The sequence below is a fragment of the Nocardia cyriacigeorgica genome, assembly GCF_005863245.1.
GTDB classification, from domain to species: Bacteria; Actinomycetota; Actinomycetes; order Mycobacteriales; family Mycobacteriaceae; genus Nocardia; species Nocardia cyriacigeorgica_C.
Genome location: NZ_VBUT01000005.1, coordinates 193,248 through 218,847, shown reverse-complemented (window position 1 = coordinate 218,847; position 25,600 = coordinate 193,248). Strand labels below are relative to the sequence as shown.

Annotated in this window: 22 protein-coding genes and 2 pseudogenes; 12 read left to right on the top strand and 12 right to left on the bottom strand. The window is 69.1% G+C overall.

Going from position 1 to position 25,600, the window contains the following annotated elements; translation table 11 throughout:
- Positions 1 to 49: 49 nt before the first annotated feature.
- Complete coding sequence (locus tag FEK34_RS14145; protein WP_138448329.1) at positions 50 to 1,681, bottom strand: ABC-F family ATP-binding cassette domain-containing protein; 1,632 nt, start codon at positions 1,679 to 1,681, stop codon at positions 50 to 52.
- A gap of 253 nt (positions 1,682 to 1,934) precedes the next feature.
- Between FEK34_RS14145 and FEK34_RS14140 the strand changes: the two genes are divergently transcribed.
- Positions 1,935 to 2,699, top strand: coding sequence for an SDR family oxidoreductase (locus tag FEK34_RS14140; protein WP_104361023.1), 765 nt, complete (start codon positions 1,935 to 1,937; stop codon positions 2,697 to 2,699).
- Between the two features lie 53 nt (positions 2,700 to 2,752).
- On the opposite strand, the gene FEK34_RS30780 is transcribed toward FEK34_RS14140, so the two are convergent.
- From FEK34_RS30780 to FEK34_RS14125, 4 genes and pseudogenes are all read right to left on the bottom strand, one after another.
- Positions 2,753 to 4,273 carry an MMPL family transporter gene (locus FEK34_RS30780; protein WP_283206600.1) on the bottom strand — a complete coding sequence of 507 codons (1,521 nt, stop codon included), beginning with the start codon at positions 4,271 to 4,273 and terminating at the stop codon, positions 2,753 to 2,755.
- A 58-nt stretch (positions 4,274 to 4,331) separates the two neighbouring features.
- Positions 4,332 to 4,889, bottom strand: a pseudogene (locus tag FEK34_RS31150) (MMPL family transporter); the annotation flags it as partial.
- Between the two features lie 338 nt (positions 4,890 to 5,227).
- Positions 5,228 to 5,617: a PaaI family thioesterase gene (locus tag FEK34_RS14130; protein WP_249359249.1), complete on the bottom strand. Its 390-nt coding sequence runs from the start codon at positions 5,615 to 5,617 to the stop codon at positions 5,228 to 5,230.
- A 237-nt stretch (positions 5,618 to 5,854) separates the two neighbouring features.
- Positions 5,855 to 6,982 (bottom strand): PucR family transcriptional regulator, encoded by a 1,128-nt coding sequence (locus tag FEK34_RS14125; protein WP_171048216.1) that lies wholly within the window; start codon positions 6,980 to 6,982, stop codon positions 5,855 to 5,857.
- 195 nt (positions 6,983 to 7,177) lie between these two features.
- Here FEK34_RS14125 and FEK34_RS14120 point away from each other — a divergent pair, with 195 nt between their 5' ends.
- Positions 7,178 to 7,588 carry a nuclear transport factor 2 family protein gene (locus tag FEK34_RS14120; RefSeq protein ID WP_138448326.1) on the top strand — a complete coding sequence of 137 codons (411 nt, stop codon included), beginning with the start codon at positions 7,178 to 7,180 and terminating at the stop codon, positions 7,586 to 7,588.
- 98 nt (positions 7,589 to 7,686) lie between these two features.
- On the opposite strand, the gene FEK34_RS14115 is transcribed toward FEK34_RS14120, so the two are convergent.
- Positions 7,687 to 8,400, bottom strand: coding sequence for a hypothetical protein (locus FEK34_RS14115; RefSeq protein ID WP_138448325.1), 714 nt, complete (start codon positions 8,398 to 8,400; stop codon positions 7,687 to 7,689).
- Between the two features lie 107 nt (positions 8,401 to 8,507).
- Between FEK34_RS14115 and FEK34_RS14110 the strand changes: the two genes are divergently transcribed.
- From FEK34_RS14110 to FEK34_RS14085, 6 genes are all read left to right on the top strand, one after another.
- Positions 8,508 to 9,554 (top strand): FecCD family ABC transporter permease, encoded by a 1,047-nt coding sequence (locus FEK34_RS14110; protein WP_138448324.1) that lies wholly within the window; start codon positions 8,508 to 8,510, stop codon positions 9,552 to 9,554.
- Positions 9,551 to 10,657 carry a FecCD family ABC transporter permease gene (locus FEK34_RS14105; protein WP_138448323.1) on the top strand — a complete coding sequence of 369 codons (1,107 nt, stop codon included), beginning with the start codon at positions 9,551 to 9,553 and terminating at the stop codon, positions 10,655 to 10,657. The genes FEK34_RS14110 and FEK34_RS14105 overlap by 4 nt, the downstream gene beginning before the upstream one ends.
- Entirely contained in the window at positions 10,654 to 11,523 is an 870-nt protein-coding gene (locus FEK34_RS14100) for an ABC transporter ATP-binding protein (RefSeq protein WP_138448322.1), read from the top strand. The genes FEK34_RS14105 and FEK34_RS14100 overlap by 4 nt, the downstream gene beginning before the upstream one ends.
- 78 nt (positions 11,524 to 11,601) lie before the next feature.
- Positions 11,602 to 11,991 (top strand): BlaI/MecI/CopY family transcriptional regulator, encoded by a 390-nt coding sequence (locus FEK34_RS14095; RefSeq protein WP_036536516.1) that lies wholly within the window; start codon positions 11,602 to 11,604, stop codon positions 11,989 to 11,991.
- 47 nt (positions 11,992 to 12,038) lie between these two features.
- Positions 12,039 to 12,977, top strand: a complete 939-nt coding sequence (locus FEK34_RS14090; RefSeq protein ID WP_138448321.1) for a M56 family metallopeptidase — start codon at positions 12,039 to 12,041, stop codon at positions 12,975 to 12,977.
- On the top strand, positions 12,970 to 14,310 hold the full coding sequence (locus FEK34_RS14085) for a DEAD/DEAH box helicase (RefSeq protein ID WP_138448320.1): 1,341 nt from the start codon (positions 12,970 to 12,972) through the stop codon (positions 14,308 to 14,310). Before FEK34_RS14090 ends, FEK34_RS14085 begins: the two co-directional genes overlap by 8 nt.
- Before the next feature lie 5 nt (positions 14,311 to 14,315).
- On the opposite strand, the gene FEK34_RS14080 is transcribed toward FEK34_RS14085, so the two are convergent.
- The gene (locus FEK34_RS14080; RefSeq protein ID WP_138448319.1) at positions 14,316 to 14,738 is read right to left on the bottom strand and encodes a PPOX class F420-dependent oxidoreductase; all 423 of its coding nucleotides are present in this window, start codon (positions 14,736 to 14,738) and stop codon (positions 14,316 to 14,318) included.
- 182 nt (positions 14,739 to 14,920) lie between these two features.
- On the opposite strand from FEK34_RS14080, the gene FEK34_RS14075 reads away from it, so the two are divergent.
- From FEK34_RS14075 to FEK34_RS14065, 3 genes are all read left to right on the top strand, one after another.
- Positions 14,921 to 16,360, top strand: a complete 1,440-nt coding sequence (locus FEK34_RS14075) for a GuaB1 family IMP dehydrogenase-related protein (protein WP_138448318.1) — start codon at positions 14,921 to 14,923, stop codon at positions 16,358 to 16,360.
- A gap of 242 nt (positions 16,361 to 16,602) precedes the next feature.
- Positions 16,603 to 17,982: a hemolysin family protein gene (locus tag FEK34_RS14070; RefSeq protein WP_138448586.1), complete on the top strand. Its 1,380-nt coding sequence runs from the start codon at positions 16,603 to 16,605 to the stop codon at positions 17,980 to 17,982.
- Positions 17,972 to 19,039 (top strand): hemolysin family protein, encoded by a 1,068-nt coding sequence (locus FEK34_RS14065; RefSeq protein ID WP_138448317.1) that lies wholly within the window; start codon positions 17,972 to 17,974, stop codon positions 19,037 to 19,039. The genes FEK34_RS14070 and FEK34_RS14065 overlap by 11 nt, the downstream gene beginning before the upstream one ends.
- A 62-nt stretch (positions 19,040 to 19,101) precedes the next feature.
- Here the strand turns inward: FEK34_RS14065 and FEK34_RS14060 are convergent, their stop codons facing one another.
- From FEK34_RS14060 to FEK34_RS14040, 5 genes and pseudogenes are all read right to left on the bottom strand, one after another.
- Complete coding sequence (locus FEK34_RS14060; protein WP_249359148.1) at positions 19,102 to 20,289, bottom strand: lipase family protein; 1,188 nt, start codon at positions 20,287 to 20,289, stop codon at positions 19,102 to 19,104.
- A gap of 377 nt (positions 20,290 to 20,666) precedes the next feature.
- On the bottom strand, positions 20,667 to 21,383 hold the full coding sequence (locus FEK34_RS14055) for a type 1 glutamine amidotransferase domain-containing protein (protein ID WP_138448316.1): 717 nt from the start codon (positions 21,381 to 21,383) through the stop codon (positions 20,667 to 20,669).
- A 196-nt stretch (positions 21,384 to 21,579) separates the two neighbouring features.
- Positions 21,580 to 22,727, bottom strand: a pseudogene (locus FEK34_RS14050) (phosphotransferase family protein).
- Positions 22,724 to 23,983, bottom strand: coding sequence for an acyl-CoA dehydrogenase family protein (locus FEK34_RS14045; RefSeq protein WP_138448315.1), 1,260 nt, complete (start codon positions 23,981 to 23,983; stop codon positions 22,724 to 22,726). Before FEK34_RS14045 ends, FEK34_RS14050 begins: the two are co-directional and overlap by 4 nt.
- A gap of 40 nt (positions 23,984 to 24,023) precedes the next feature.
- Positions 24,024 to 24,776, bottom strand: a complete 753-nt coding sequence (locus FEK34_RS14040; protein WP_138448314.1) for an SDR family oxidoreductase — start codon at positions 24,774 to 24,776, stop codon at positions 24,024 to 24,026.
- A gap of 84 nt (positions 24,777 to 24,860) precedes the next feature.
- Between FEK34_RS14040 and FEK34_RS14035 the strand changes: the two genes are divergently transcribed.
- Positions 24,861 to 25,469, top strand: coding sequence for a TetR/AcrR family transcriptional regulator (locus FEK34_RS14035; protein WP_138448313.1), 609 nt, complete (start codon positions 24,861 to 24,863; stop codon positions 25,467 to 25,469).
- The last annotated feature ends 131 nt before the right edge of the window (positions 25,470 to 25,600 follow it).

The following is a 25,600-nucleotide window of genomic DNA, read 5'->3' as shown; positions in this document are numbered from 1 at the left end:
CAGGCTAAGCACTCCGGAGGCCGTGATCAACGGAATCCGGTGATGAAAATCACGCGAGCTGAATCAGTTCCAGATATTCGGCCGACCAGTGGTCCTCGGTGCCGTCGGGCAGCAGGATCACCCGCTCGGGTGCCAGCGCTTCGGCCGCCCCCGGATCGTGGGTGACCAGCACGACCGCCCCGGCGTAGGTGCGCAGGGCGTCGAGCACCTGCTCGCGCGAGATCGGGTCGAGGTTGTTGGTCGGCTCGTCGAGCAGCAGCACGTTCGCCGCCGAGGACACCAGACCGGCCAGCGCCAACCGGGTCTTCTCACCGCCGGACAGGGTGCCTGCGGGCTGGTCGAGCTGCGGGCCGGTGAACATGAAGGCGCCGAGCAGGCCGCGCAGATCCTGTTCGCCCGCGTCCGGGGCGGCGTGGCGGATGTTCTCCCACACCGTCGCGTTGTCGTCGAGGGTGTCGTGTTCCTGGGCGAAGTAACCGACCTTGAGCCCGTGCCCGGCGACCAGCCCGCCCGCGGTGGGCTTCTCCACCCCGGCGAGCAGCCGCAGCAGCGTGGTTTTGCCCGCGCCGTTGAGGCCGAGCACGACGACCCGGCTGCCGCGATCGATGGCCAGGTCGACACCGGTGAAGATCTCCAGCGAGCCGTAGACCTTGGTGAGGTTCTCCGCCATCAGCGGGGTCTTGCCGCAGGCCGCGGGTTCGGGGAACTTGATCCGCGCCACCTTGTCGGCCACGCGCACCTCGTCGAGTTCGGACATCAGTCGTTCGGCGCGTTTGACCATGTTCTGCGCGGCAACGGCTTTGGTGGCCTTCGCGCCGAGCTTGGCGGCCTGGGCGCGCAGGGCCGAGGCCTTCTTCTCGGCATTGGCGCGTTCGCGGCGGCGGCGTTGTTCGTCGGTGGCGCGGGCGTCGAGGTATTTGTGCCAGCCCATGTTGTAGACATCGGCCTCCCCGCGCACCGCGTCCAGGAACCACACCTTGTTCACCACGTCGGCGAGCAGTTCCACGTCGTGGCTGATCACGATCAGCCCGCCCTCGTGGTTCTGCAGGAAGCCGCGCAGCCAGGTGATGGAGTCGGCGTCGAGGTGGTTGGTCGGTTCGTCGAGCAGCAGGATGGTGTCCGAGCGCCCACCGCTGCCGTCGGAGGCGGCGAACAGGATGCGGGCCAGCTCGATGCGGCGTCGCTGGCCACCGGACAGCGTGCGCAGCGCCTGGCCCAGCACCCGGTCGGGCAGGCCGAGGCTGTTGCAGATGCGCGCGGCTTCGCTCTCGGCGACGTAGCCGCCCAGCGCCGAGAACCGCTCCTCGAGCCTGCCGTATTTGCGCACCGCGCGATCGCGTTCGGCCTCGTCGGCCACCTCGGCCATCAGCGCCTGCTGCTTTTCCATATCCCGGATCAGCGTGTCCAGCCCGCGCGCCGACAGCACCCGGTCGCGGGCGAGCACGTCGAGATTGCCCTCGCGTGGATCCTGCGGCAGGTAGCCGATATCGCTCGAGCGCAGGATCTTGCCCGCGTAGGGTTCGCCCTCACCGGCCAGGATGCGCAGGGTGGTGGTCTTGCCCGCGCCGTTGCGCCCGACCAGCCCGATCCGGTCGCCCGCCTGCACGCGCAGGGCCGGCCCTGGTGCCGACAGCAGTGTGCGGACTCCGGCCCGGACCTCCAGGTCGGTCGCGGTGATCACAGATGTCTCCTCGGCGGGTGGTGGGGATGCTGCTCGATTGTGCGATGTGATGCGCACAAGAACCACCGATTTTACCTGCCGCACCCCGCACTCCCGGCATCCGGCGGACGTGAGAGCCGTTACCCTCGCCCGGCGCACGGTTATTGCGATCTGCTCTGACCCGTCGGCGCCTCGATGAACGCAGCCTCCGCACTTCAGAGACCGCCACCAGTCGGACGCCACCTGATCAGCGACTGAAGTAACGTGACATCACATGACTACGGATCTGTTGGGCAAGAGCGCGCTGGTGACCGGAGCCAGCCGCGGAATCGGGCACGCGGTGGCCGCCGAGCTGCTGCGCCGGGGCGCGAACGTGCTGATCACCGCGCGCAAGGCGGAACCGCTGGAGCAGGCGGCCGCGCAGCTGCGCGAACTCGGCCATCAGGGTGAGGTGGTGGCGCTGGCGGGCAATTCCGGCGACGCCGACGCGCGCGCCGCCGCGGTGGATCGCGCGGTGACCGAATTCGGTTCGCTCGACATCCTGATCAACAACACCGGCATCAACCCGGTCTACGGCTCCCTCATGGACGCCGATCTGGACGCCGTGCGCAAGATCTTCGACGTCAACGTGGTCGCCGCCCTCGGCTACATCCAGCAGGCCTACCGGGCCTGGATGGGTGAGCACGGTGGCGCGGTGGTGAATGTGGCCAGCGTGGCCGGTATCCGCTCCACCGGCGTGATCGCCGCCTACGGCGCGTCCAAGGCCGCGCTCATCCGGCTCACCGAGGAGCTGGCCTGGCAGCTCGGGCCGAAGATCCGGGTGAACGCGGTGGCGCCCGGCGTGGTCAAGACCTCCTTCGCCGACGCGCTCTACTCGGCCGATGAGGAGGCCGCGGCGAAGGTGTATCCGTTGAAGCGGCTCGGTGCGCCCGAGGATGTGGCGCGGCTGATCGGATTCCTGGTGTCGGAGGAATCCGGCTGGATCACCGGTGAGACCGTGCGCGTCGACGGCGGTCTGCTCTCCACCGGCGGAATCTGACAGACGCAGGAGCAACGGTGGTGTCCGCGCCTTCGCGGACACCACCGTTGTTGTCAGACGCCGACGGGCTGGCGCCAGTCGTCCTTGTCGGCCGGAGTGGGCGGCAGCGACGGACCCTCGTCCAGGCCGTACCGCTCATGCAGGCGGCGCAGCGGCCCGGGCGCCCACCAGTTCCAGTCGCCGAGCACCTTCATCGCCGCGGGCAGCAGGAATCCGCGCACCAGGGTCGCGTCCACCAGCACCGCCAGCGGCAGACCGACGCCGAACGCCTTCATGAAGGTGATGTCGGAGGCGAGGAAGCCGAGGAACACCAGCGAGATCAGCACCGCGGCGGCGGTGACGATGCGGCCGATGCGTTCCAGGCCGACCGCGATGGCGACCTCGTTCTTGCCGGTCTGGTCGTATTCCTCGCGGATGCGGGCCAGCAGGAAGACCTGATAGTCCATGGCCAGGCCGAAGGCGACGCCGAAGAGCATGACCGGCACCGTGGCGGGCAGATCCCCGGTGACGGTGAAATCGAGCAGGCCGGACAGATGCCCGTCCTGGAAGATCCAGACCAGCGCGCCGAAGGTCGCGGTGAGGCTGAGGAAGCTGAGCACGACCGCCAGCAGTGGCAGCACCACGCTGCCGGTGAGCAGGAACAGCACCACCAGCATCACCAGGATGACGAACCCGAGCGCGATCGGCAGGGTCGAGATCACCTCGTCGATGGCATCGGCATTGGCGGCCGCCACACCACCGACCAGTACCGTCGACGGCGCCTCGGCCGCGCGCACGTCGTCCACGATTCGATCCAGCACCTCCGGGTCGGTGGTGTCGGGCACCACCGACAGGTAGGCGGCGGAGTCGGTGGCGAACTGCTCGTGCACGTCGGCGGCCGGGGCGAGCAGGCCGCCGTGGGCGTAGCTGCCGGTCGCGGTGTCGACCCGCTGCACATCGTCGATATCGGAGATCCGGCGGGCGTAGGCGTCGAGGCCGGACTTGTCCTCGGGCAGCACGACGAACAGTCCGCTCTGTTCGGTGACGGTGAAATCGCGCTGGATCGCCTCGGTGACCTGACGGTTGTTCATCGACTCCGGCAGCGAACGTTCGTCGGGGAAGCCGAGTTTGATGCCGAGGAACGGTGCGCCGAGCATCAGCAGCAGCGCCGCGACGGCGAGCCCGATCGGCACGGGCCTGCGCATGACCGCGGTGGCCAGGCGATGCCAGAAACCTTCGCCGGGTGCGGGCCGCGGGGCCCGGAAGAACCAGCCGAGCTGGCCCTTGTCGATGCGGGTGCCGACCAGATACAGGATCGCCGGCAGCACCGTCAGCGAGACGGTCGCCGCGATCAGCGCCACGGCGAGACCGGCGTACCCCATCGAGCGCACCGCGAGCAGCGGGAAGAACAACAGCCCCGACAGCGCGACGGCGACGGTGGCGGCGGAGAAGGCGACCGTGCGGCCGGCCGAGCGCATGGTGGCCGCGACCGCGGGGCCGGGATCGGTGCCCGCGACCAGCTCGTCGCGGAACCGGTTGATCATCAGCAGGCTGTAGTCGATCGCGAGACCGAGCCCGAGCAGGGGTGGCGACATTGGTCGCGGTGGCGGCCAGATCGGTGACCAGGGCGATCAGCCACAGCGTGCCCATGGTGATCATCACCGTGACCATGGCGACCAGCAGCGGCAGGCTGGCCGCGACCAGGCCGCCGAAGACGAACAGCAAGGCGATCAGGGTGATCGGGAAGGCGATGGATTCGCCCATCACCACGTCTTTTTCGCTCTGCTGCACGGTTTCGCGCAGCAGCATGGCGTAGCCACCGATGCGGACCTCGACCGGGCCGTGGCTGCCCTCGAAGCGTTCGGCGATATCGCCGACCCGGCGGTCGACCTCGGCTTCGTCGCCGAGGATGCTGGCCACGATCAGGCCCTTGCGGCCGTCGGCGCTACGCAGTGCCGGTGTCTTGTCGGTCCAGAAGGAGGCGACGCCGGTGACGCCTGCCTCGCCCTTCAGCTGGTCGACCAGTTCGGTTGCGGCCGTGGCCACCTCGTCGTCGTCGATGGGCCGCCGGTCGGCCTCCACCAGCAGCACCAGGTTCGGCGGTGCCTGCCCGAATTCGTCGGCCAATGCCTCGGTGGCTTTGCTGGATTCGCTGTCGGGGGCGATATATCCGCCGCCCTGCACCTTGTCGAACAGGGTCGAGCTCAGCATTCCCATGGCCAGTGCGAGCACCGCGAACACGGCCAGAATCTGCCGGCTGCGCCGCCTGGTCAGTCCGAACACAGCGTTTTCCCTCACTCCCGCGCGGCCGCGCCCAGCTGCTGGGCGCCACCGATCTCACGTCGACGTCGGGTGACAACGGCCACCGGGCGTCGCGGCCGACGCCCGCGCGATCGTAACAACCCCGCGAGCAAAGCCGCTGAGCGAGAAAGGGTTTCCAGCCAGCCGCTGGCGCCGGAATACGATCGCTGGACATTAGCCGGTACGAAAGTTTCCGCGGCGCAACGCGGTATCAACCCGCGCTCACACGGGACGGCGGGACGAGCGGATCAGGACTGATGAGGCAGGTTCTGCAACCGCACCTGACCGCGCGCGACCATGCGCCCGGTCTCATCGGTGACCACGACCTGCCACAGTTGCTGGAGCCGCCCCTGATGCAGCGGGGTGGCCTCGCCGGTGAGGGTGCCTTCGCGGACCGCGCGCAGGAAGTCGGTGCTGTTGTTCACGCCGACCACGTTGCCGCGCTCGCCGTACCAGACGCCGCCGCCGACACTGGCCAGCGATTCGATGACGGTGCACAGCACACCGCCGTTCTGGATGCCGGCGGGCTGATGCAGCTTCGGGGTGACCTCCCATTCGCCACGCACCAGATCCGGGCCGACGGCGGTGTAGCGCAGGCCGATCAGATCGGTGAAGGTGCCTTCGCTGTACTTCGTCATCAGCTCGGGGGTGATATCGGCCAGCGAGGTCGGCGGTTGGGTCTGCTGTTGGGTCATGGATCCACCTTTACACCACCGATCCCGGCCGATCGCGGCACGTCCCGCTTATCGGGGGCCGCGACAGAGCGACGGGCTCCACCGGAGTGGAGCCCGTCGCGGCAATGGATCGGGGGTCACCGCAGCCCTCGGGACTCTCGCGCGATCCGTACGCCGGAACCGAGTATAGGTCAGGCTTACCTAACTGGGCAACCCGTTGCCGGGCGTCCCGAGCAGCCGGGCCTGCACGGCCAGGTACAGCAGGGCGGCATCGGCCGGCACCGACAGCGTGATGCCGGTGAGCTTTTCGACGCGTTTGAGCCGGTGCAGCACGGTATTGCGGTGCAGGTGCAGGCGCTGCCCGACCGCGGCGGTCGAGCCGGCGAGTTCGAACCAGGCCGACAGGGTGCGGATGAGATCGGCGGCGTCGTCGGGGCGGAGTCCGTCGAAGGCGGTCAGCGTGTCGGAGAGGACATCGGTGGCGAGCTCGGGGTGGGCCGCGATCAACGCACGCGCCGGCGAGGATGCGTACCGGTGGACGCCGATATCGTCAGGGCCGAGGCATCGGAAGGCCAGGCGTGCCTGGTCGAGTGCGTTCGGCGCGGCGGCGAGATCGTCGAACGGTTTGCTGGCACCCGCCCGGGACCGCACACGGCGCACGGCATCGTCGAGGGCCTCGGGGGTCCGCGCGGCGACCAGGGTCACCCGGTCATCGGCCACCGCGGTCCGGACTGTCGTCACGCCGGCCGTCGGGAGGCGCACCTCGCCGACCAGGATGGTGAACGCGCCCTTGGCAGGCAGGCCCAGCCGTTCACACAGGCGCGCGCGGCGGGCCGCCGGTAGAGCGGGATCGAGCAATGCCCGCAACAGCCGTGCCATGGGCCGCTCGTCCTCGGCGGCCACGAGGTGGCGGTAGGCCTCGGCCGCGGCGAGCGAATACTCGTCCACGGTCGCCCACACCACCGTGGACAGCCGCGACAGCGCGGGTCCGTCGGCCTGGTCGGCGCGTTCGGCGATGATCTCCCAGAACGCCAATCCGGCGAGACGGAAGGCGTGCAACAGGCTGTCGAGCGAGACGCCGCGCTCGGCCTTGAGCCGTCCGGTGCGGCGGGCGGGCTCGAGCGAATACGGCAGGCCCGCGATGGCGTCGAGCATGGAGTCGATATTGCCGGTCACGACCGCTGCCAGTTCGTCGTGATCCAGCGCGGCGGCGCTGTAATCCTGCTCGTCGGATTCGATTCTGGCGGTCACTCTTTCGGAGACGGCGGCCAAGTCCGCCCGCAGTCCCGACAGCAACGCGGCGGGATCGGCGGCGGGATCCCAGGTCACCCGGCCGAGTCTAATTCTCGTTGTGCGGGTGCACATCGGGAATGCCCGAAGCAGGGGCGTGCGCCCGTCGCCACCGAGGGCCGGCGGCGCTGACACTGGATGTCCGCGATCTGCACGGAAATTCCGGCGCCGGCCAACGGATCCGCCGGGCCGACAGCGGATTGCCCCGACGCACCCCGACAGGAGTTCACCGCCATGAGCACCGCAACCCGAGACCTGTTCCAGCGCTATCACGCCTGCTGGGCCGACCGCGATCCCGACCGGATCGTCGCCCTGCACACCGAGGACTCGATATTCCACCTGCATTCGGGCCAGGAACCGGCCAGAGGCCGGGCCGCGATCCGCCAGGCCGCCGCGGGAACGTTCGCCCTGGTGCCCGACCTGGAATTCGATCTGGTCTCGTTGCGCGTCGGCGACGACTTCTGGGTGGTGCGCTGGCAGCTGCGAGGCACCTCCGCGACCGGCCATCCGGTGGCCGTCGATCTGGCGGACTTCGTCCTGGTCGAGGACGGCGCCGTCAAGGAGAAGCACTCCTATGTCGACGGGGTCGCGATGCAGGCCGCCGTCGGTGCGGCAGCCCTCGACCGATCGGCTCCCGCCCGCTAGCAGGCTCCGCCGGGGCGCCGGACACCTCGGTCCCGCATCGCGGCCCGAGCCGCCGGCCCACCCGGACACCCTCGGCGCATGGTCATCGCGCCGCGGACCTACCTGACCAGCGCACCCGTCGCCCGGCGCACCGGCAGCCCGCGCTCCTCGAGCGCCATCAGCAGCCCCTGACCACGGCGCATGCCGACCGCGGGGTCGGTGCGCGCCAGGTCGGGCACGTATGTCGCCGCGCCCGAGACGGATTCGCCGACCAGACTCCAGAAACGGCGGGCGCTCAAGCCCGCACACCGGGTCAGGCACTCCTGGATCAGGGTCAGCGACGGCTCGCAGCGATGGGCCAGCCAGACGAACATCGCCTCCTCGCACGGCAATCCGACCACGCCCTGCTCCCCCGGGCGCATATCGTCGTCGAGCGCGCGGATGGTGGTGTCGACCAGGCCCGCCCAGTCGATGCCGCCGTCGTTGTCGGTGTGGATCCAGAGGTTCTCCAGGCCCGGATCCCAGGCCCTGCCCTCGGCCACCAGTAGCGCCACCACCCGGCCGAGCACGGCGTGAATGAGCGCGGTGGCAACGACTTCCGCGGCGATGTCGGCGCTGATCATCTCGGCGGCGTGGCGCCGGTACATGAGTTCGATCCTGCCCTCACGCAGCCCGTCGGCCAGCCGCCACCAGCGGCGTTTGCCTTGTTCTGCCATGGCCGCGACGGCATACACTCGCGGATGCTCCGGTTGCAATGCCCGCAGCCGGGTACAGGCGCGCCCGAAGGCCGGCTGGGTGGCACGGAACGTGCCGGTGGTCGCGAGTTCGGGCATCGAACCTCCTCGGGGTGGACTCCGTCGCGGTGTCACTCGGAAGATAGGTTAGCCTTACCAGACCTAGCAAGTATTGCGTCGAACACAGTGAGGAGTCTTTCGCCGCCGTGACCGCCCTTGCGACCATGAGGCGGCGTCGTATCACCGGTCTCCTGCTGCTCCTTGCGCTGCTGGGACTGGCGCTGATCGCCAGCGTCGCGATCGGAACCCGATCGCTGGCCCCGGCCACCGTCTACGACGCCCTCGACCACGCCCTGTCCTGCGCGGACGGGCCATTCAGTTGCGCGGCCCTGTCCACCGAGGAAGAGATCGTGCGCGGGCTGCGGCTGCCGCGCACCGTCCTCGCGCTCGTCACCGGGCTCGCGCTCGGCATGGCCGGTGCGCTGATCCAGGGCTACACCCGCAACCCGCTGGCCGATGCCGGCCTGCTCGGCCTCAACGCCGGTGCGGCGTTCCTCGCGGCGCTGAGCATGTACCTGTTCGCCTTCACCGCGCCCGAGCAGTACATCTGGTTCGCGTTCGCGGGCACGCTGATCGCCGGGGTGATCGTGTTCGGCGCGTCCTCGATCGGCGCGGGCTCGGCGAGCCCGTTGAGCCTGGTGCTGGCGGGCGCCGCGGTGACGGCGTTCCTGCAGGCGCTGACCAACGCCATCGTCACCCTGGACACCAGCGCGCTCGACAGCTACCGCTTCTGGGTGGTCGGCGAGGTCGCCGGGCGCGGCGCCGAGGTCTTCTGGCAGGTCCTGCCGTTCCTCGCCGCCGGTGCGCTGCTAGCGCTGATCGCCGCCCCCGGCCTCAATCTGCTGAGCCTCGGCGACGATGTGGCGCGCGGCCTGGGCGTGCACATCGGCCGCAGTCGCGCACTCGGCCTGACCGCGGTGGTGCTGCTGTGCGGCGCCGCCACCGCGGCCGTGGGGCCGATCGCGTTCATCGGCCTGGTCGTTCCGCATATCGCGCGGGTGTTCACCGGACCCGACAACCGGTGGCTGATCCCCTACTCGGGTCTGTTCGGCGCCCTGGTGCTGCTGATCGCCGATACCGCGGGCCGCGTGGTCGCGCGACCGGGCGAACTCCAGGTGGGCGTGATGCTTGCCGCGGTCGGAGCGCCCTTCTTCATCGCACTGGTCCGGCGACGGAAGCTGGTGAGCGTATGACCATCTCGCTGACCAAGGCCGAACAGGCGACCGAACCCCGGCTGCGTCCGGCGCTGCGGTGGGGCCCGGTATCGCTGGTGCTGCGGCCCCGGATGGTCGTGATCATCGCCGTACTCGCCGTCGCGCTGTTCGGCTTGTTCTGCCTCGACGTCGCCATCGGGCAAACCAACCTCGGCTTCGGCAAGGTGCTCGAGGTGCTGGCCGGTGGCGGCAGCCGCTCGCAGCGTTTCATCGTGTTCGAATCCCGGCTGCCGCGCGCCCTGACCGCCGTCGTGGTCGGTGCGGCACTGGCGATCGCCGGCGCCATCACCCAGTCGATCCTGCACAATCCGCTGGCCGCGCCGGACTTCCTCGGCATCACCTCCGGGGCCGCGCTCGGCGCCGTCGCGGTGATGGTCGGAACCGGCGGCGCGACCACGGGCTGGGCGATCTCGCTCGGCACCCCCGTCGCCGCCATGATCGGCGGGCTCGGCACGGCGGCCGTCATCTATCTGCTGGCCTGGGGACGCAACCCGCTCGGCGGCAGCGGGGTGACGGTGATGCGACTGGTGCTCATCGGCGTCGGCGTGAACTCGCTGCTGCTGTCGGCGATCAACTGGATGCTCACCCGCGCCGAACTCCAGGACGCCGCCCGCGCCCAGCTGTGGCTGACCGGCTCGCTCAACTCCGCCGACGACTCCAAACTCGTTCCCGCCGCGATCGCGCTGGCCGTGGTGGTCGTGGTGGCCGTCGGTTCGGCCCGCACGCTGGCCGCACTGCGGCTGGGCACCGACACCACCCGCGTGCTCGGCGTGCGGATCCAGACCCAGCAGGCGGTGCTCATCGGCGCGGCGGTGATCGGGGCTTCCGTGGCCACAGCTGCGGTCGGACCGGTCGCGTTCGTCGGGCTCGCCGCGCCGCAGATCGCCCGCCGTGTGCTGCGCACGCCCGGTGAACCACTCATCGGTTCGGCGGTCATCGGTGCGATCCTGGTAGTCGGCGCCGATATCGTCTCGCGCACGCTGTTCTCGGTCGAACTGCCCGTCGGCATCGTGACCGCGGCCATCGGCGGCCCGTTCCTGCTGTTGTTGCTCATTCGTTTGAATCGGAAGGCCACGCTGTGAAGACCGGACAAGCCCCGCAGAACGGCTCGCATCGGCTCTCCGCCGACGGCGTGACGCTCGGCTACGGCGAACGGGTCATCGTCGACGGACTGAGTCTGGACATCGCACCCGGCGTGATCACCACCGTCATCGGACCGAACGGGTGCGGCAAATCCACCCTGCTGCGGTCGCTGGGCCGGCTGCTGAAGCCCAGCGCCGGGCAGGTCCTGCTGGACGGCAAGGCGATCTCGTCGATGAAGACCAAGGACGTCGCGCGCATCGTCGGCATGCTGCCGCAGACGCCGGTCGCGCCCGAAGGACTGACCGTGGCCGATCTGGTCGCGCGCGGACGTCATCCGCATCAGTCGTGGATCCGGCAGTGGTCGGCCACCGACGAATCCGAGGTGCTCACTGCCCTCGAGCAGACCGGCATCGCCGATCTGGCGCATCGCTCGCTCGACGAACTGTCCGGCGGTCAACGTCAGCGCGCCTGGATCTCCATGGCGCTGGCCCAGGGCACCGACATCCTGCTGCTCGACGAGCCGACCACCTACCTCGATCTGGCGCATTCGCTCGAGGTGCTGGATCTGGTGGACCGGTTGCACGACGAACTCGGCCGCACCGTGGTGATGGTGCTGCACGATCTCAACCTCGCCATCCGCTACAGCGACCAGCTGATCGTCATGCGCGACGGGCGCATCATCGCCAAGGGCGCACCGGCCGACATCATCGACGCCGAGCTGCTGCGCGAGGTGTTCGGGCTCGAGGCCACGGTGCTGGAGGATCCGATGTCGGGGCGGCCGATGATCGTGCCGATCGGCACCAGGCATGTGCTCGGTACGGCGGGCGGACCGGTCGCCGCCGAGGCCGCCGGCGACGGAGTATGACCAATACCACACCAGCTACCAGTCAGTTACGACACCCTGTAGTACGCATCCGCGTCGTTGAGTCCGTAAAATTGTGGAATGGCAGGACTTGGTGAACTCGAGAAAGCGGTCATGGACCAACTGTGGTCGGCCGACGAACCGCAAACGGTCCGGCAGGTACACGAAGCGCTGTCGGCGCGCCGCGAGCTCGCGTACACCACGGTGATGACTGTTCTGCAGCGTTTGGCGAAGAAGAACCTGGTGGTTCAGCGGCGCGATGACCGCGCCCATCGGTACGCTCCCGTGCATACCCGCGACGAGCTGGTGGCCAGCCTCATGGTCGATGCGTTGCAGCAGGCCGAGGAAGCGGGCAGCAAGGCCGCCGCCCTGGTGCACTTCGTGGAACAGGTCGGTAAGGACGAGGCTGCGGCGCTGCGCGAGGCACTCGCTAAGCTCGAAGCAGATGAGGACACCGCACCGTCGCCGTGACCGCAGTGTCTTCGACCCCTGGCCCCACAACGCAGTGAGCTGAGTCGATGAACGCAACCGCGCCGGTCTTCGCCGGTCTCGCATTGCTTCTCGCTGGGCCTGCCCCAGCCCTGCTCGCCCGGTCGAAGTGGACCTATCGCACACCCCGGGCCGCGCTGGTGCTGTGGCAGGCGATCGCGCTGGCCGCCGTGCTCAGCGCCTTCGGTTCCGGGCTGGCGATCGCGAGTGAGCTGCTGGTACCCGGCGAGGACGGGCGCCCGACCACCTCACCCACCGACGAGATCGACGCGCTCGGGCTGCCGCTGTGGCTGGCCTACGTGTTCGTGTTCGCGCTGACGCTGATGATCGGCGCGCGACTGATCTGGGCCGCGATCCGCGTCGGCGTGCACACCCGGCGCCGCCGCGCTCGCCACCGCATGCTGGTGGACCTGCTCGACCAGAGCGGCCCCGAACGCCGCGCCGCCGATATCCGGGTGCTCGCCGCGTCCGAACCCATCGCCTACTGCCTTCCCGGCCTGCGTCAGCGGGTGGTGGTGAGCGCGGGGACGCTGGACAACCTGGACGAGCGTGAACTCACCGCGATCCTCAGCCACGAACGTTCGCATCTGCGGGCCCGCCACGATCTGGTGCTCGAGGCGTTCACCGCGGCCCATGAGGCCTTCCCCCGTTTCGTGCGCAGCAAGTCCGCGCTCGATTCGGTGAAGCTGCTGATCGAGCTGCTCGCCGACGATTCCGCGGTCAAGGTGACCGGACCCAAGCCGCTGGCGCGGGCGCTGGTGGCCTGTTCGAAGTCGACGGCGCCGCAGGGCGCGCTGGCCGTCGGCGGTCCGAGCACGCTCATCCGGATTCAGCGGTTGTCCGGGCCGCTCGGCGATATGAAGATCGCGGCCGCCGCCTATCTGGGTTCGATCGCGATTCTGGTGGTGCCGACGCTGGCCGTCGCGATTCCGTGGCTGGTCGAGCTGACTCGGCTGTTCCGTGCCTGAACCGTCCACCGCCCCGGCTACCTTCGCCGCGCTCGGGCTGCCGGTCGTGCTCGTGCACGCGCTGGGCCGCGAAGGTATCCGCGCGCCGTTCCCGATCCAATCGGCGACCATCCCGGACGTGCTCGCCGGGCGCGATGTACTCGGCCGGGCCCCCACCGGGTCCGGCAAGACCCTCGCCTTCGGTCTGCCCATGCTGGTGCGCCTGGCCGGTGCGCCCTCGGCGCCGAAGCGGCCGCGCGGACTAGTCCTCGCACCGACCCGTGAGCTGGCCGTGCAGATCGAGGCCGCGCTGGATCCGGCGGCTCTCGCGCTGGGTCTTCGCCTCGGCACCGCCGTGGGTGGGCTGCCCATCAAACGTCAGGCCGAACGCCTGGCCCGCGGCGTCGACCTGCTCATCGGCACGCCCGGGCGGCTCGCCGATCTGATCGCCCAGCAGGCGCTCTCACTCGATGCGGTGCGCATCACCGCTATCGATGAGGCCGACCACCTCGCCGAACTCGGCTTCCTGCCGCAGGTGCGGGCGCTGGTCGACCAGGTGCCCGAGGGCGGTCAGCACCTATTGTTCTCGGCCACCCTCGACGACGCGGTGGACGAACTGGTGCGCCGTTACCTTCGCGATCCCGTGACCCACCGCGCCGATCCGCTGCCCGAGGCCGACGCGGCCGCCCCCGCCGCGACCCACCACCTGCTGCATCTGCGCAAGGCCGACAAACGCGAGGTCATCGCCGAAATCGCTGCCCGCCAGGGCCGCACCCTGCTGTTCGTGCGCACCCAGCACGGCGCCGACAAGCTCACCGCGCGGCTGCGCGAGGTCGGGGTCGACGCCCAGGCCCTGCACGGCGGCAGATCCCAGAACAACCGCAACCGCGTGCTCGCCGCGTTCGCCGACGGCACGGTGCCGGTGCTGGTAGCCACCGACGTCGCCGCCCGCGGTATCCACGTCGACGACATCTCGCTGGTGGTGCACGTCGACCCGCCCGCCGACCCGAAGGACTACGTGCACCGCGCCGGCCGCACCGCCCGCGCCGGCGCCACCGGGACGGTCGTCACCCTGGTCACCGAAGACCAGCGCGCCGAGCTCGCCGCCCTCACCCGCCGCGCCGGCATCGAGGCCGCCGAGGCCACTGTCGCGCCCGGCGATCGGCTCCTGCGCCGCCTCACCGGCGCCCGCACACCGCCGGGCGTCCCGGTCCCGCCGCCCGCCGCAGAAGTACCGGCAAGGTCGTCTACGCCCCCACGCCCCGGCAAACCCCGCGACACGCCCGGGAAATCACGGCGCCACACCGGAAATTCGGGGCGCTCCAGGCCGAGCCGCAACCGCCGCGCAAACTGAGCGGCTCACCGGGGCCTGCTGTGTACCGCCTTCCGCGCCGGATACCAGGTCTCCCCCGCCGGCTCGCCCGCCATGTTCCAGCTCCACGACGCCGTCGGTGTGATCGGGACGAAGATGCCCGGGCCCACCATGCCGACCCGCTCGACGGGGTCGCCGGCCTCGCCGTAGACGCGGATCGCGCGGGTGACGAACGGCTCCATCGACACCACATCGTCGACCACCAGCGCCACCTTCCGCCGACCAGCCCGGATATTGCGGAACTTGCGGGTGTCCAGCACCGACGCGCCGACGCCGCCGATCCAGAAGTAGGCGCCGTCGAATTCGAACGCCAACGGCACCACGTCCGGCTGACCACCCTCGCCCAGGGTGGCGACCCGGGCCAGCGGTTGCGACCGCAGATAGGCGAGCTCGTCCTCGGTGAACGACATGACGGCGATCCCTTCCTCGGCGGCGGCAGGGCACATCCGGGGCCCGGGTCGACCATCGCGCACCCAGGCCTACGGCGCAACCACCGGCGTGAGCGCGCCGTTCCCGCCGGGCCGCGCGCGGCCGATCCCCGTCCGCGACCAGAACGACGCACATTCGGTGCGTCGCGATTACCATCGGTGCAGTGCAGTTTCTCCCTGGACATCAGCCGCCGTACGACCTGACCTACGACGACGTCTTCCTCGTCCCGAACCGGACGGATGTGGCGTCGCGGTTCGACGTCGACCTGTCGACGACCGACGGGTCGGGCACCACCATCCCCATCGTCGTGGCGAACATGACCGCCGTGGCCGGACGCCGCATGGCCGAAACCGTGGCCCGCCGCGGCGGCATCGTGGTGCTGCCGCAGGACCTGCCCAACAATGCCGCCGCCGACACCATCGCCTTCGTCAAGAGCCGCTCGCTGACCGCCGACACCCCGGTCACGCTCAGCCCGGAGCAGTCGGTGTCGGAGGCCGTCGCGCTGATCCACAAGCGCGCGCACGGCGCCGCGGTGGTGGTCGACGAGACCGGCCGCCCGGTCGGCGTGGTCACCGAGGCCGCCTGCGCCGACGTCGACCGGTTCGCCCGGTTGCGTGATGTGGCCGCCACCGATTTCGTCACCGCACCCGTCACCGCCGCCCCGCGCGAGATCTTCGACCTGCTCGAGGCCGCGCACGCGAGCCTGGCCGTACTGCTCGACGAGGACGGGACTCTCGCCGGCGTGCTCACCCGCACCGGCGCCATCCGCACCGGCATCTACACCCCCGCCGTCGACGCCGCGAACAAGCTGCGCATCGCCGCCGCCGTCGGCATCAACGGTGACGTCCCCGCGAAAGCCAAGGCCCTGGTGGACGCCGGCGCCGACCTGCTGGTCGTGGACACCGCGCACGGCCATCAGGTGAAGATGCTCGAAACCCTGCGCGCCATCCGCGATCTCGGGCTGGGTGTGCCGCTGGTGGCGGGCAACACCGTCTCGGCGCAGGGCACCAAGGATCTGGCCGAGGCGGGCGCGGACATCATCAAGGTCGGTGTCGGCCCCGGCGCCATGTGCACCACCCGGATGATGACCGGTGTCGGCCGCCCGCAGTTCTCCGCCGTCGCCGAATGCGCGCGCGCCGCGCGCGAACTCGGGGTGCACATCTGGGCCGACGGCGGCGTGCGCCACCCGCGTGACGTCGCCCTCGCACTCGCCGCGGGCGCGTCGAACGTGATGATCGGCTCCTGGTTCGCCGGCACCTACGAATCCCCCGGCGACCTGCGCATCGACCGTGACGGCAACGCCTACAAGGAAAGCTTCGGCATGGCCTCCAAGCGTGCCGTGGCCGCCCGCACCGCCGCCGACAGCGGCTTCGACCGGGCCCGCAAGGCGCTGTTCGAGGAGGGCATCTCCAGTTCGCGGATGCGGCTGGACCCCGAACGTCCCGGCGTCGAGGACCTCATCGACCACATCTGCTCGGGCGTGCGCAGCGCGTGCACCTATGCGGGTGCGCGCTCACTGGCCGAATTGCACGACAAGGCCGTGCTCGGGGTGCAGTCCGCCGCCGGATTCGCCGAAGGCCGTCCGCTGCCCAGTGGTTGGTGAATCAACCGCGGACCGGCCCACGCGAGCGTCGCGTGGGCCGGTAGCATAAGGGTTGCCGGCACCGCCGGCCCCCATTCCCCATGCGAAAGGAACCAGTTGTCACCCGCGTCCGAGGACGCCGCACAGGAGGGCTCCTCTATCGAGCCGGGTGACCAACCCGGCGTCCTCCATCCCGCAGCCGTCCAGCTCACCGCAGTACGCACGACCGTGCCCGCCCAGCACAGGCCCGGGTGGTGCTGACCGTGTCCGTCGTGCTCACCGTGCTCAGCCTGATCGGTTTCATCGCACTGACCGCGGGGACCGCGCTGTTCGTCGCCGCGGAATTCTCCCTCACCGCCCTCGAACGCAGCACCGTCGAAGCGCACGCCCGCGACGGTGACGTCCGGGCCCGCATGGTCCGCAAAGCCCATCACACGCTGTCGTTCCAGCTGTCCGGCGCCCAGCTCGGTATCACCATCACCACCCTGATCACCGGCTATATCGCCGAACCGGTGCTGGCGCGGCTGCTGACGCCGGTGTTCTCGGCCGTCGGCCTCGCCGACAGTGCCGCCCGCGGCATCTCGCTGGCGCTGGCGTTGATCCTGGCGACCTCGCTGTCGATGATCTACGGCGAGCTGGTGCCCAAGAACATCGCCATCGCCGCCCCGATGGGCACCGCCCGCATGACCGCGGGCCCGATGGTCGCGTTCTCGGTGGTGTTCAAGTGGTTGATCCATTTCCTCAACGGCACCGCCAACTGGGTGGTTCGCCGCCTCGGCGTGGAACCGGCCGAGGAGTTGCGGTCGGCGCGTTCGCCGCAGGAACTGGGTTCGCTGGTGCGTACCTCGGCCCAGCGCGGCGCCCTCGATCAGCGCACCGCACAGGTGATGGACCGCTCGCTGGAATTCGGCGAACGCAGCGCCGAGGAACTGATGACGCCGCGGGTGAAGATCGAGGCGCTCGACAAGTCCGACACGATTCCCGATCTCATCGCCGCCGCGGGCCGCACCGGTTTCTCCCGGTTCCCCGTGATCGATGGCGATCTCGACAACACCCTCGGCGTGGTGCACGTCAAGCAGGCGTTCACCGTCCCCGCCGAATCCCGGCGCGGACTTGCCCTGCATCTGCTGGCCCGGCCGGTGCCGATCGTGCCGGCCAGCCTCGACGGTGACGAGGTGCTCGAACGCATCCGCGCCGACGGCATGCAGGTGGCGCTGGTAGTCGACGAGTACGGCGGCACCGCAGGGCTGGTCACCATGGAAGATGTGATCGAGGAAATCCTCGGCGACGTGCGCGACGAGCACGACGAAGAGGAACGCGACGTGCGGAGGGTCTCCGACGGCTGGGACTGCTCGGGTCTGCTGCGCATCGACGAGGTCTCCCGCGCCACCGGTTACGAAGCGCCCGAAGGGGAATACGAAACTCTCGGCGGGCTGGTGCTCATCCGGCTGGGACGGATCCCGGAGGCCGGTGACGTCGTGGTGCTACCTGATCCGCGACCACATCAACGTCATCCGGGTGACAGGCAGGGCGGCTGGCTGGCCCGGGTGGAGCGGATGGACGGCAGGCGGGTGGACCGGGTGCGGCTGATCCCGGTCACCGCCGATGTGCTCGACGGACAGGAGGCCGACCATGGGCGGTGATCTGTTCGGAGTCGCGCTCACCATCGTGCTGCTGGCCGGTAACGCCTTCTTCGTCGGCGCCGAGTTCGCGCTGATTTCGGCGCGCCGGGACCGCCTGGAAGCCCTTGCCGCACAGGGCAAACGCAATGCCACCACCGTCATCCGGGCGGGTGAGAACCTGTCGATGATGCTGGCGGCGGCCCAGCTGGGCATCACGATCTGCTCGATCCTGCTGGGCCGGGTCGGTGAGCCCGCGGTCGCGCATCTGCTGGAGGGCCCGTTCCATCTGGCCGGATTGCCCGATCAGTTGCTGCATCCGGTGGCGTTCACCATCGCACTGGCCATCGTGGTGGTGCTGCACATCCTGTTCGGTGAGATGATCCCGAAGAACATCGCCCTCGCCGGGCCCGAGCGCACGGCGCTGCTGCTGGTGCCGATCCACCTGCTGTGGTTGCGCCTGGCCAGACCGCTCATCGCCATCTACAACCTGGCGGCGAACCTGTCGCTGCGGATGCTGCGCATCGAGCCGAAGGACGAACTCGACGCGACAGTCTCCAGTGTGGAGCTGGCCGAGATGATCGGCGAGTCCCGCTCGGAGGGGTTGCTCGACGAGGAGGAACACCGCAGGCTCACCCAGGCGCTCGGCACCTCCGAACGGGTCGTCGGCGACGTCATGGTGGGGCTGGACACCACCCGGACGGTGCCGCTGCGTGGTAACGGCACCACCCTCGGTGACATCGAGTCCGCGGTCGCCGAAACCGGGTTCTCCCGGTACCCGGTGTCCGCCGACGACGGCTCCCTGGTCGGCTACCTGCACGTCAAAGATGTGCTCGACCTGGTCGCCGACGACAGTGCGGGCCCGAGCACCCCGATCCCCCGCACCGATATCCGCCCGCTGCCGACCGTGCTGGCCGGCACACCGCTTTTCGAGGCGCTGGCCCGGTTGCGCCGTACCAGCAGCCATCTCGGACGTGTGGTCGACAATCGCGGTAATACGGTCGGCATCGTGGCGCTCGAGGACCTGGTGGAGGAATTCGTCGGCACCGTGCGCGACGGCACCCACCGGGTGATCGAGTAGCGCAACCGGCACCTCATCGTGGCCGGTGCCGGTGCGGATATCCACTGCGGCACCGGCCCAGGTCAGCATCCCTTCGGCATCGGGTCGCCGCGGAAGCGCGCTTCGACGAAGTTCCAGGCCTCGGCGAATCCGGCGACGGCGGCGGTCATGTGTTCGGCGATGTCGTAGGTGGCGAGTTTCACCGGCGCGCCCGCGCGGCAGTAGCGGTCTGCGACAGCGGAAATGGCGCTGTACGGGGTGAGCGTGTCGTAGCGGCCGTGCCACAGATAGGTCGGGGCGGTGGGCACACCGTCGAAGTGGGTGAGGCTGTTCTCGTGCAGCACGGCGCGCGCCTCGGGGCTGTCCATCAGGCTCTTGGACGCCGCCATTTCCTCTGCGCTGCGGAACACGCCGTGGAAGAGCAGGAAGCGACGGCACGCGTTATGGGTGAACTCGCGGAACCAGCGTCCGTGGTCGTTGAGCTGATCGGAAATCGGCAGGCGCTGCGGGTACTCCCGCTCCAACCCCATGGCCGCGGCGAAGGCCAGTCCGAAGCCCGGATGCGGGCCGAAGCCGAGGCCGAGCGCCATCTGCTCCAGATCGGCGGGGATCCCACCGGCGACCGCGGCGGTGAGTTCCAGTTCGGGCGCATAGCTCGGCTGTAGCGCGGCGGCCCACGCCGTCGCCATGCCGCCACCGGAGTAGCCGACGATCGCCACGGGCGAATCGTGCAGACCCAGCTCGGCCACCTTCCGCACGGCCCGGACGCTGTCGAGGGTCACCATGCCGCTCAGCCGCGCCGCACCGTAGGCCACATTGGGTCCGAGATAGTCCGGCAGCGAAATCGCCCACCCCCGCCCGATCGGCAACATCGCACCGACCGCGTCCTGCAACTCACCGTTGAACAGGGAACGAGACGGGTTGCACTGCGTACCAAGCGAATTGATCAGCGCCTGATAGGACACCAGCGGCGGGTTCGGCACACCCAGCGGCATCAGCACGGTGGTCATTCCCATGATCGGGTCGCCGGTGGAATCGGTGGACCGGAACGCCACCTGCCACCCTTCGGTCCCGAGATAGAGCCCGGTGTCGATCTTACGGATGCGCACCACGTCCCCCGGGTGGCGTGCGGCGAGATCGGCAGGTGCGGCGTAGAACGGGTCCGGGTCGGGATCGGGGTATCGCGGCTCGGAACCGGCGGGCGCACAGAGCAACCCGAGGCACACAACGCTCAGCACCAGGGTCAGTAGTCGGAATGCAGATCTGGACAAGACTTTCCTTCGGGCAGCACCGCATGGCCGATGGTGTGCCGCAACATCTTTCACGTCACAACACACCCGGCCGTATGGATGGGGGAAGGCCGCGACCGCACGCGGTCCTGTAGGCCGCACAGAACATAACGGCCGAAACCGTCTCCCATCACAACCGAAACCGTTTCCTGTCGCCGATCACAACCGGGGGTCGCGATGACACGGGAGGGCAACAAGATCGTCGATGGTCACCACCACCGCCGCGCCGCCATCTGGCCAGCGGGGCCATCGGGGGCGTGATTGCTCCCCGGATGCGGCAGACCGCTGCCGCATGGTGTGGCGAGAGCTCCGGCCCGAGGCGAGGGCGCGACGGCCGGCTCTCACCTAGTGCGCGGGATTCAGTTAGAGGACTGTCCGGCGCCGATTTCGCTGACGAGCCGGCGCGCCAGCTCTTCCGACGATTGCGGATTCTGCCCGGTATACAAGTTCCGGTCGACAACCACATACGGCCGCAACGGAATCCGGCCTTTGGAATAGTCGACGCCGATTTCCTTCAGTTTGTCCTCGAGCAGCCAGGGCGCTTTCTTGGCGAACCGGTTGAGGAGTTCCTCGCGGTTGGACAATCCGGTCATCCGATAGCCGGCGAACGCAGAGGTGCCGTCGGGCGTGGTTGCGGCGAGAACGGCCGCGGGGGCGTGGCACAGCAGGGCGAGCTTCTTGCCGGATGCCAGCCGGTGCGCCAGCAGCGCGCCGGACGTTTCGTCGTAGGCGAGATCTTCCATCGGCCCGTGCCCACCCGGGTAGAACACCAGGTCGAAGGTGTCGGCATCGACGGAATCGAGCGGGACCGGCGTGTCCAGCTGAGTCTTGATGCTGTCGAGATACCGCTCGACCTCACGGCGTTTCCATGGCATCCCGCCCGCGATGCCCAGGCTGAGCCGGTCCAATGTCGGCGCCTTGCCGCCCGGCGTGGCGATGGTGATGTCCCATCCGGCTTCGGAGAAAATCCGGTGCGGAACCGCCACTTCCTCGGCCCAGAAGCCCGAGGGGTGCACTTCGCCGTCATTCAACGTCCAGCGGTCGGCGGCCGATATTACGAACAGCACCTTCGTCATCGCTATGCCCCGCTTTTCGGTGGTAGGGATATCGGATTCGGCCTGGGCAACCTCGCCCCGTCCACGATAGGACCGGCGGCCACAACAGTAGAACACTGCGACCAACAATGTTTATGCCGTTTACATTAGTGGCGGTGTTGCTCGGCGTCAACCAGGTGATCGCGCCACATGGACCCGGTGGTGCCTCGAATCCGCGCTACCTTCCCCTGCTGATTCCCACCAGCCGTGCCAGCGGCGCCGGCAGGGCGCGTAACCGTGCGAAGGGCCCGCTGGTGATCAGTTCGGTGCAGCGCCACTCCAGCACGATGACCGCGGCGCGCAGCTGCTTGAAGGCGGGGTTGGTGGTCTGGCCGTGGAAGTAGCGGTAATACACCTGCTGGGCGATGACCGCGAGCCGGAACAGGCCGAAGACCTCGTAGAACCGCCACTGCTCGGGCGTGATCGCCTGACCGGTAAGGGTGGCGTAGTACTCGACGATCTCCGCGCGGGTCATCATCCCCGCGACATCGCTCGGCTGACGACGGAACTTCCGGAATATCGGATTGTCACCCGCCTCCAGCCAGTAGGCCAGCGCGGAGCCGAGGTCCATGAGTGGATCACCGACGGTGGCCATCTCCCAATCGAGCACTCCCACGACGTGCAGCGGATCCTCGGGGTCGAGCACGAGGTTGTCGAGCCGGTAGTCGTTGTGGATGAAGCACAGGTCTCGGTCGGCGGGCTGATGGTCCGCGAGCCAGGTCATGATCGTGTCGAACGATCCGACGTTCTTCGTGCGGGCCGCGCGATAGCGCTTGGACCAGCCGGCGACCTGGCGTTCGACATAGCCCGGCCCCCTGCTGTACTCGTCCAGGCCGGTGGCGGCGATATCGACCTGATGCAGGTCGACGAGCCGGTCGACGAAGGTGCGGCTGAGTTCGCGGGCCTGCTCCGGCGTGAACGCGAGATCCCCGGGAAGGTCACGGCGCAGGATGCGGCCGTTCAGCCGCTGCATGACATAGAAGTCCGAGCCGATCACCGCCGGATCGCCACAGAAGGCCACCATCGCCGGGACATAGTCGTAGGCGGGTGCGAGCAGCCGCTGCACGCGATACTCGCGACGCATATCGTGGGCGCTCTCGGCTTTGCTGCCCGCCGGTGGACGCCGCAGGATCAGCTCACGCCCCGGATAGCGCAGCAGATAGGTGAGGTTGGAAACGCCTCCGGTGAACTGGCGCACCTCGGGCACGCGTCCAAGCCGGTGGGGTCCTCGGCATGGTCGCGCAGCCAGTGCGCGACGGCGTCGATATCGAAGGAATCCTCGTCGCGGACCTGACGTGCGGGGTCGAGTTCGGTCCGGCCGCTCATGCGTCCGCCTTCCCCTGGTATTTGCCGAGCTCGAGGCGGGCGACGACGCCGCGATGCACTTCGTCGGGTCCGTCGGCGAACCTGATCGCGCGCGCTTGCGTCCAGGCCGCCGCCAACGGCAGGTCCTCGGACAGGGCCGCACCACCGTGCAATTGCATGGCCATGTCGATGACGTGCTGAGCCATCTTGGGCACGGCCACCTTGATCTCGCTGACCGCGCCGTAGGCGGCGAAATCCCCGGTGTCCAGCAGCCAAGCCGCGTGCAATACCAGCAACCGGGCCTGATTGATGGCGATCCGCGCATCGGCGATGCGCTCGCGATTGCCACCCAGATTGGCCAGTGGCTTGCCGAAAGCGGTGCGGGACAGGGCGCGTCGGCAGGCCAGCTCCAACGCGTGCTCGGCGAGCCCGATCAGGCGCATGCAGTGGTGGATGCGGCCAGGTCCGAGCCTGCCCTGCGCGATCTCGAAGGCCCGTCCGGGGCCGGCGATCACATTCGACAGCGGAACGCGCACATCGGTGAGGCGGATCTCGCCGTGACCGTGCGGTTCGTCGTACCAGCCCATGGTGGGAAGCATCCGGACGACTTCGACGCCGGGCGCGCTGCGCGGCACGATCACCATCGAGTGCCGCCGGTGCCGATGCGCCTGCGGGTCGGTGAGCCCCATGAAGATGAGCAGTTCGCAGTCGGCGTGACCGATCCCGGTGGACCACCATTTGGTGCCGTTGAGCACGATCTCGTCACCGTCGACGACGGCCGTCGCCTCCATATTGGTGGCGTCCGAGGACGCCACACCGGGCTCCGTCATCAGGAACGCACTGCGAATCTTCGCCTCCAGCAACGGTTCCAGCCATTGCCGCTGTTGTTCGGGGCTCCCGTACCGCAACAGCACCTCTGCGTTGCCCGTGTCGGGCGCGTTGCAATTGAACACATATGGCGCGATCAGCGAGCGGCCGGTGAGTTCGGCGATGGGTGCGTAGTCGACATTCGTCAGGCCTGCGCCGCCAGCGGTGCCGAAACGCTCGGCGTAGGCATCACCGTGCCCCGCCGGGAGAAACAGATTCCACAATCCGGCCGCACGCGCGTCGGCTTGCAACTGCTTCATCCGCGGCAGCGACTGCCATGCGGTGCCGGCGGCGCGTGCCTCGGCCAGCTCGGCGTGATAGGTGGCCTCGACCGGCGAAATCTCGCTGTCGATGAATTCCTTGACCCGCTCGGCCAACTCGGCCCCGCGCGGCGACGGTGACAACAGCAACGTGTCTCCTCGGTTTCCTCGGTTCGAATGCGGTGAGCGGTCAGCTCAGCCTGCGTACCAGCGACAGCGGAAGCGTGCGCATCGCCACGCCGATCGGCGCCCACGGCCAGGCCGGAACGACCGCGGTGGCGGGTTCCTTCTCGATCGCCTTCGCCAGCGCCCGGCAGCCGGTATCGGCGTCGACCATGAACGGAGCGTTCGTGACCTGTTCGTTGAGTTCGGTGCGGATGTAGCCCGGATAGATCGTGCTCACCGTGATCGGGCTGCGACCGGACAGTTCCGCGCGCAGGCCCTCGGCCAGCATCGCCAGGCCGGCCTTGCTGGCGGCGTAGGTCGTCATCGCGCGGCGCATGCCGCGAAACGCGCTCATCGACGACATCACCACGAGATGGCCGCGCTGCTGTGCCCGGAAGATCGTCATCGCCGCCTCGATCTGCGCCAGTCCGGCGACGAGGTTGGTCTCCAGCGTGGCCAGGTTCTCGTCGAACCCGCCCGTCCCCAGCGCCTTGCCCTTGCCGATGCCCGCGTTCACGATCACCCGGTCCACGCCGCCCAGGTCGGTGGCGAAGGCGTCGAACACCTCGGTCACCGCGGCGTGATCGTTGACGTCGAGTTGTCGCACGAATACCCGGCATCCGGGGTGGGCCGAGGTCAGCTCCGCGGCCAGCGCGTCGAGCCGGTCGGTGCGGCGCGCGCACAACGCCAGCGTGGCACCGCGGGCGGCGAACTCTCGCGCGAGACCCATGCCCAGTCCCGAACTGGCGCCGGTGATCAAGATCTTCGACCGCTTCATCACAGAACTCCTCGCACCTTCTTGTTGAGCATTGCTCAAAAACTACATTACTGAGCAGCGCTCAACAAGCGCTAAGGTGAGGCAATGACGGAGGCAACCGCACGACCGGCCGACGCCGCGGTCGCGCGCAGGAAGAGCGCCGAGGACCGGCGCGAGGAGCTGGTCGGTATCGGCCTGCGTTTGCTCGTCGACACCCCGATTCATGAGCTGTCGATCGATCGAGTCGCCGAGCAGGCCGGTATCTCCCGCGGGTTGCTGTTCCACTACTTCGCCACCAAGACCGACTACTACGTGGCGGTCGTGATGGCAGCGGCACGCCGGATGCTCGATCAGGCCCGCGACCCCGGCGAGGGCGGCAGCAGGCAGCGGCTGCGGGCCATTACCACCGGCTATGTCGCGTTCATCCGGCGCCGGACCCGCAACTACGTCTCGCTGGTACGCGGAGGAGCGGGCGGCGACGAACGAGTGGTCGGCGCGTTCCGTGAGGTGCGCAGTGAGCTCGCCCAGCGGGTCATGAACGCCGCCGGTATCGCCGAACCCACCGACTGGCAGGTGCTGGCGGTGCGCGGCTGGCTGGCCATGGGCGAGGAGATCGCCATCGAGAGCACCCGGTGCGAGGTCACCACCGAGCAGGTCGTCGAGGCACTGCTCGACCAGTTGGCTGCCACATTGCGCCTGGTCGACGAGATGTAGATGCCGGGCAGGCCGCCGTGGCGACACGGCGGACCCGACGTCGGCATGATTCACATCCCGGAAAGTTGACGGCGCTTACTCACCGCTCCTAATGTTAGCGATGTATACATGCGGCCGCTACCGCATCAGCT

Coding starts and splice junctions, on each gene's coding strand:
- FEK34_RS14055 (WP_138448316.1), bottom strand. CDS start 21,383: ATGACGAAGGTGCTGTTCGTAATATCGGCCGCCGACCGCTGGACGTTG.
- FEK34_RS14130 (WP_249359249.1), bottom strand. CDS start 5,617: ATGACGAAGTACAGCGAAGGCACCTTCACCGATCTGATCGGCCTGCGC.
- FEK34_RS14120 (WP_138448326.1), top strand. CDS start 7,178: ATGAGCACCGCAACCCGAGACCTGTTCCAGCGCTATCACGCCTGCTGG.
- FEK34_RS14065 (WP_138448317.1), top strand. CDS start 17,972: ATGGGCGGTGATCTGTTCGGAGTCGCGCTCACCATCGTGCTGCTGGCC.
- FEK34_RS14035 (WP_138448313.1), top strand. CDS start 24,861: ATGACGGAGGCAACCGCACGACCGGCCGACGCCGCGGTCGCGCGCAGG.
- FEK34_RS14080 (WP_138448319.1), bottom strand. CDS start 14,738: ATGTCGTTCACCGAGGACGAGCTCGCCTATCTGCGGTCGCAACCGCTG.
- FEK34_RS14040 (WP_138448314.1), bottom strand. CDS start 24,776: ATGAAGCGGTCGAAGATCTTGATCACCGGCGCCAGTTCGGGACTGGGC.
- FEK34_RS14105 (WP_138448323.1), top strand. CDS start 9,551: ATGACCATCTCGCTGACCAAGGCCGAACAGGCGACCGAACCCCGGCTG.
- FEK34_RS14090 (WP_138448321.1), top strand. CDS start 12,039: ATGAACGCAACCGCGCCGGTCTTCGCCGGTCTCGCATTGCTTCTCGCT.
- FEK34_RS14140 (WP_104361023.1), top strand. CDS start 1,935: ATGACTACGGATCTGTTGGGCAAGAGCGCGCTGGTGACCGGAGCCAGC.
- FEK34_RS14115 (WP_138448325.1), bottom strand. CDS start 8,400: ATGCCCGAACTCGCGACCACCGGCACGTTCCGTGCCACCCAGCCGGCC.
- FEK34_RS30780 (WP_283206600.1), bottom strand. CDS start 4,273: ATGTCGCCACCCCTGCTCGGGCTCGGTCTCGCGATCGACTACAGCCTG.
- FEK34_RS14095 (WP_036536516.1), top strand. CDS start 11,602: ATGGCAGGACTTGGTGAACTCGAGAAAGCGGTCATGGACCAACTGTGG.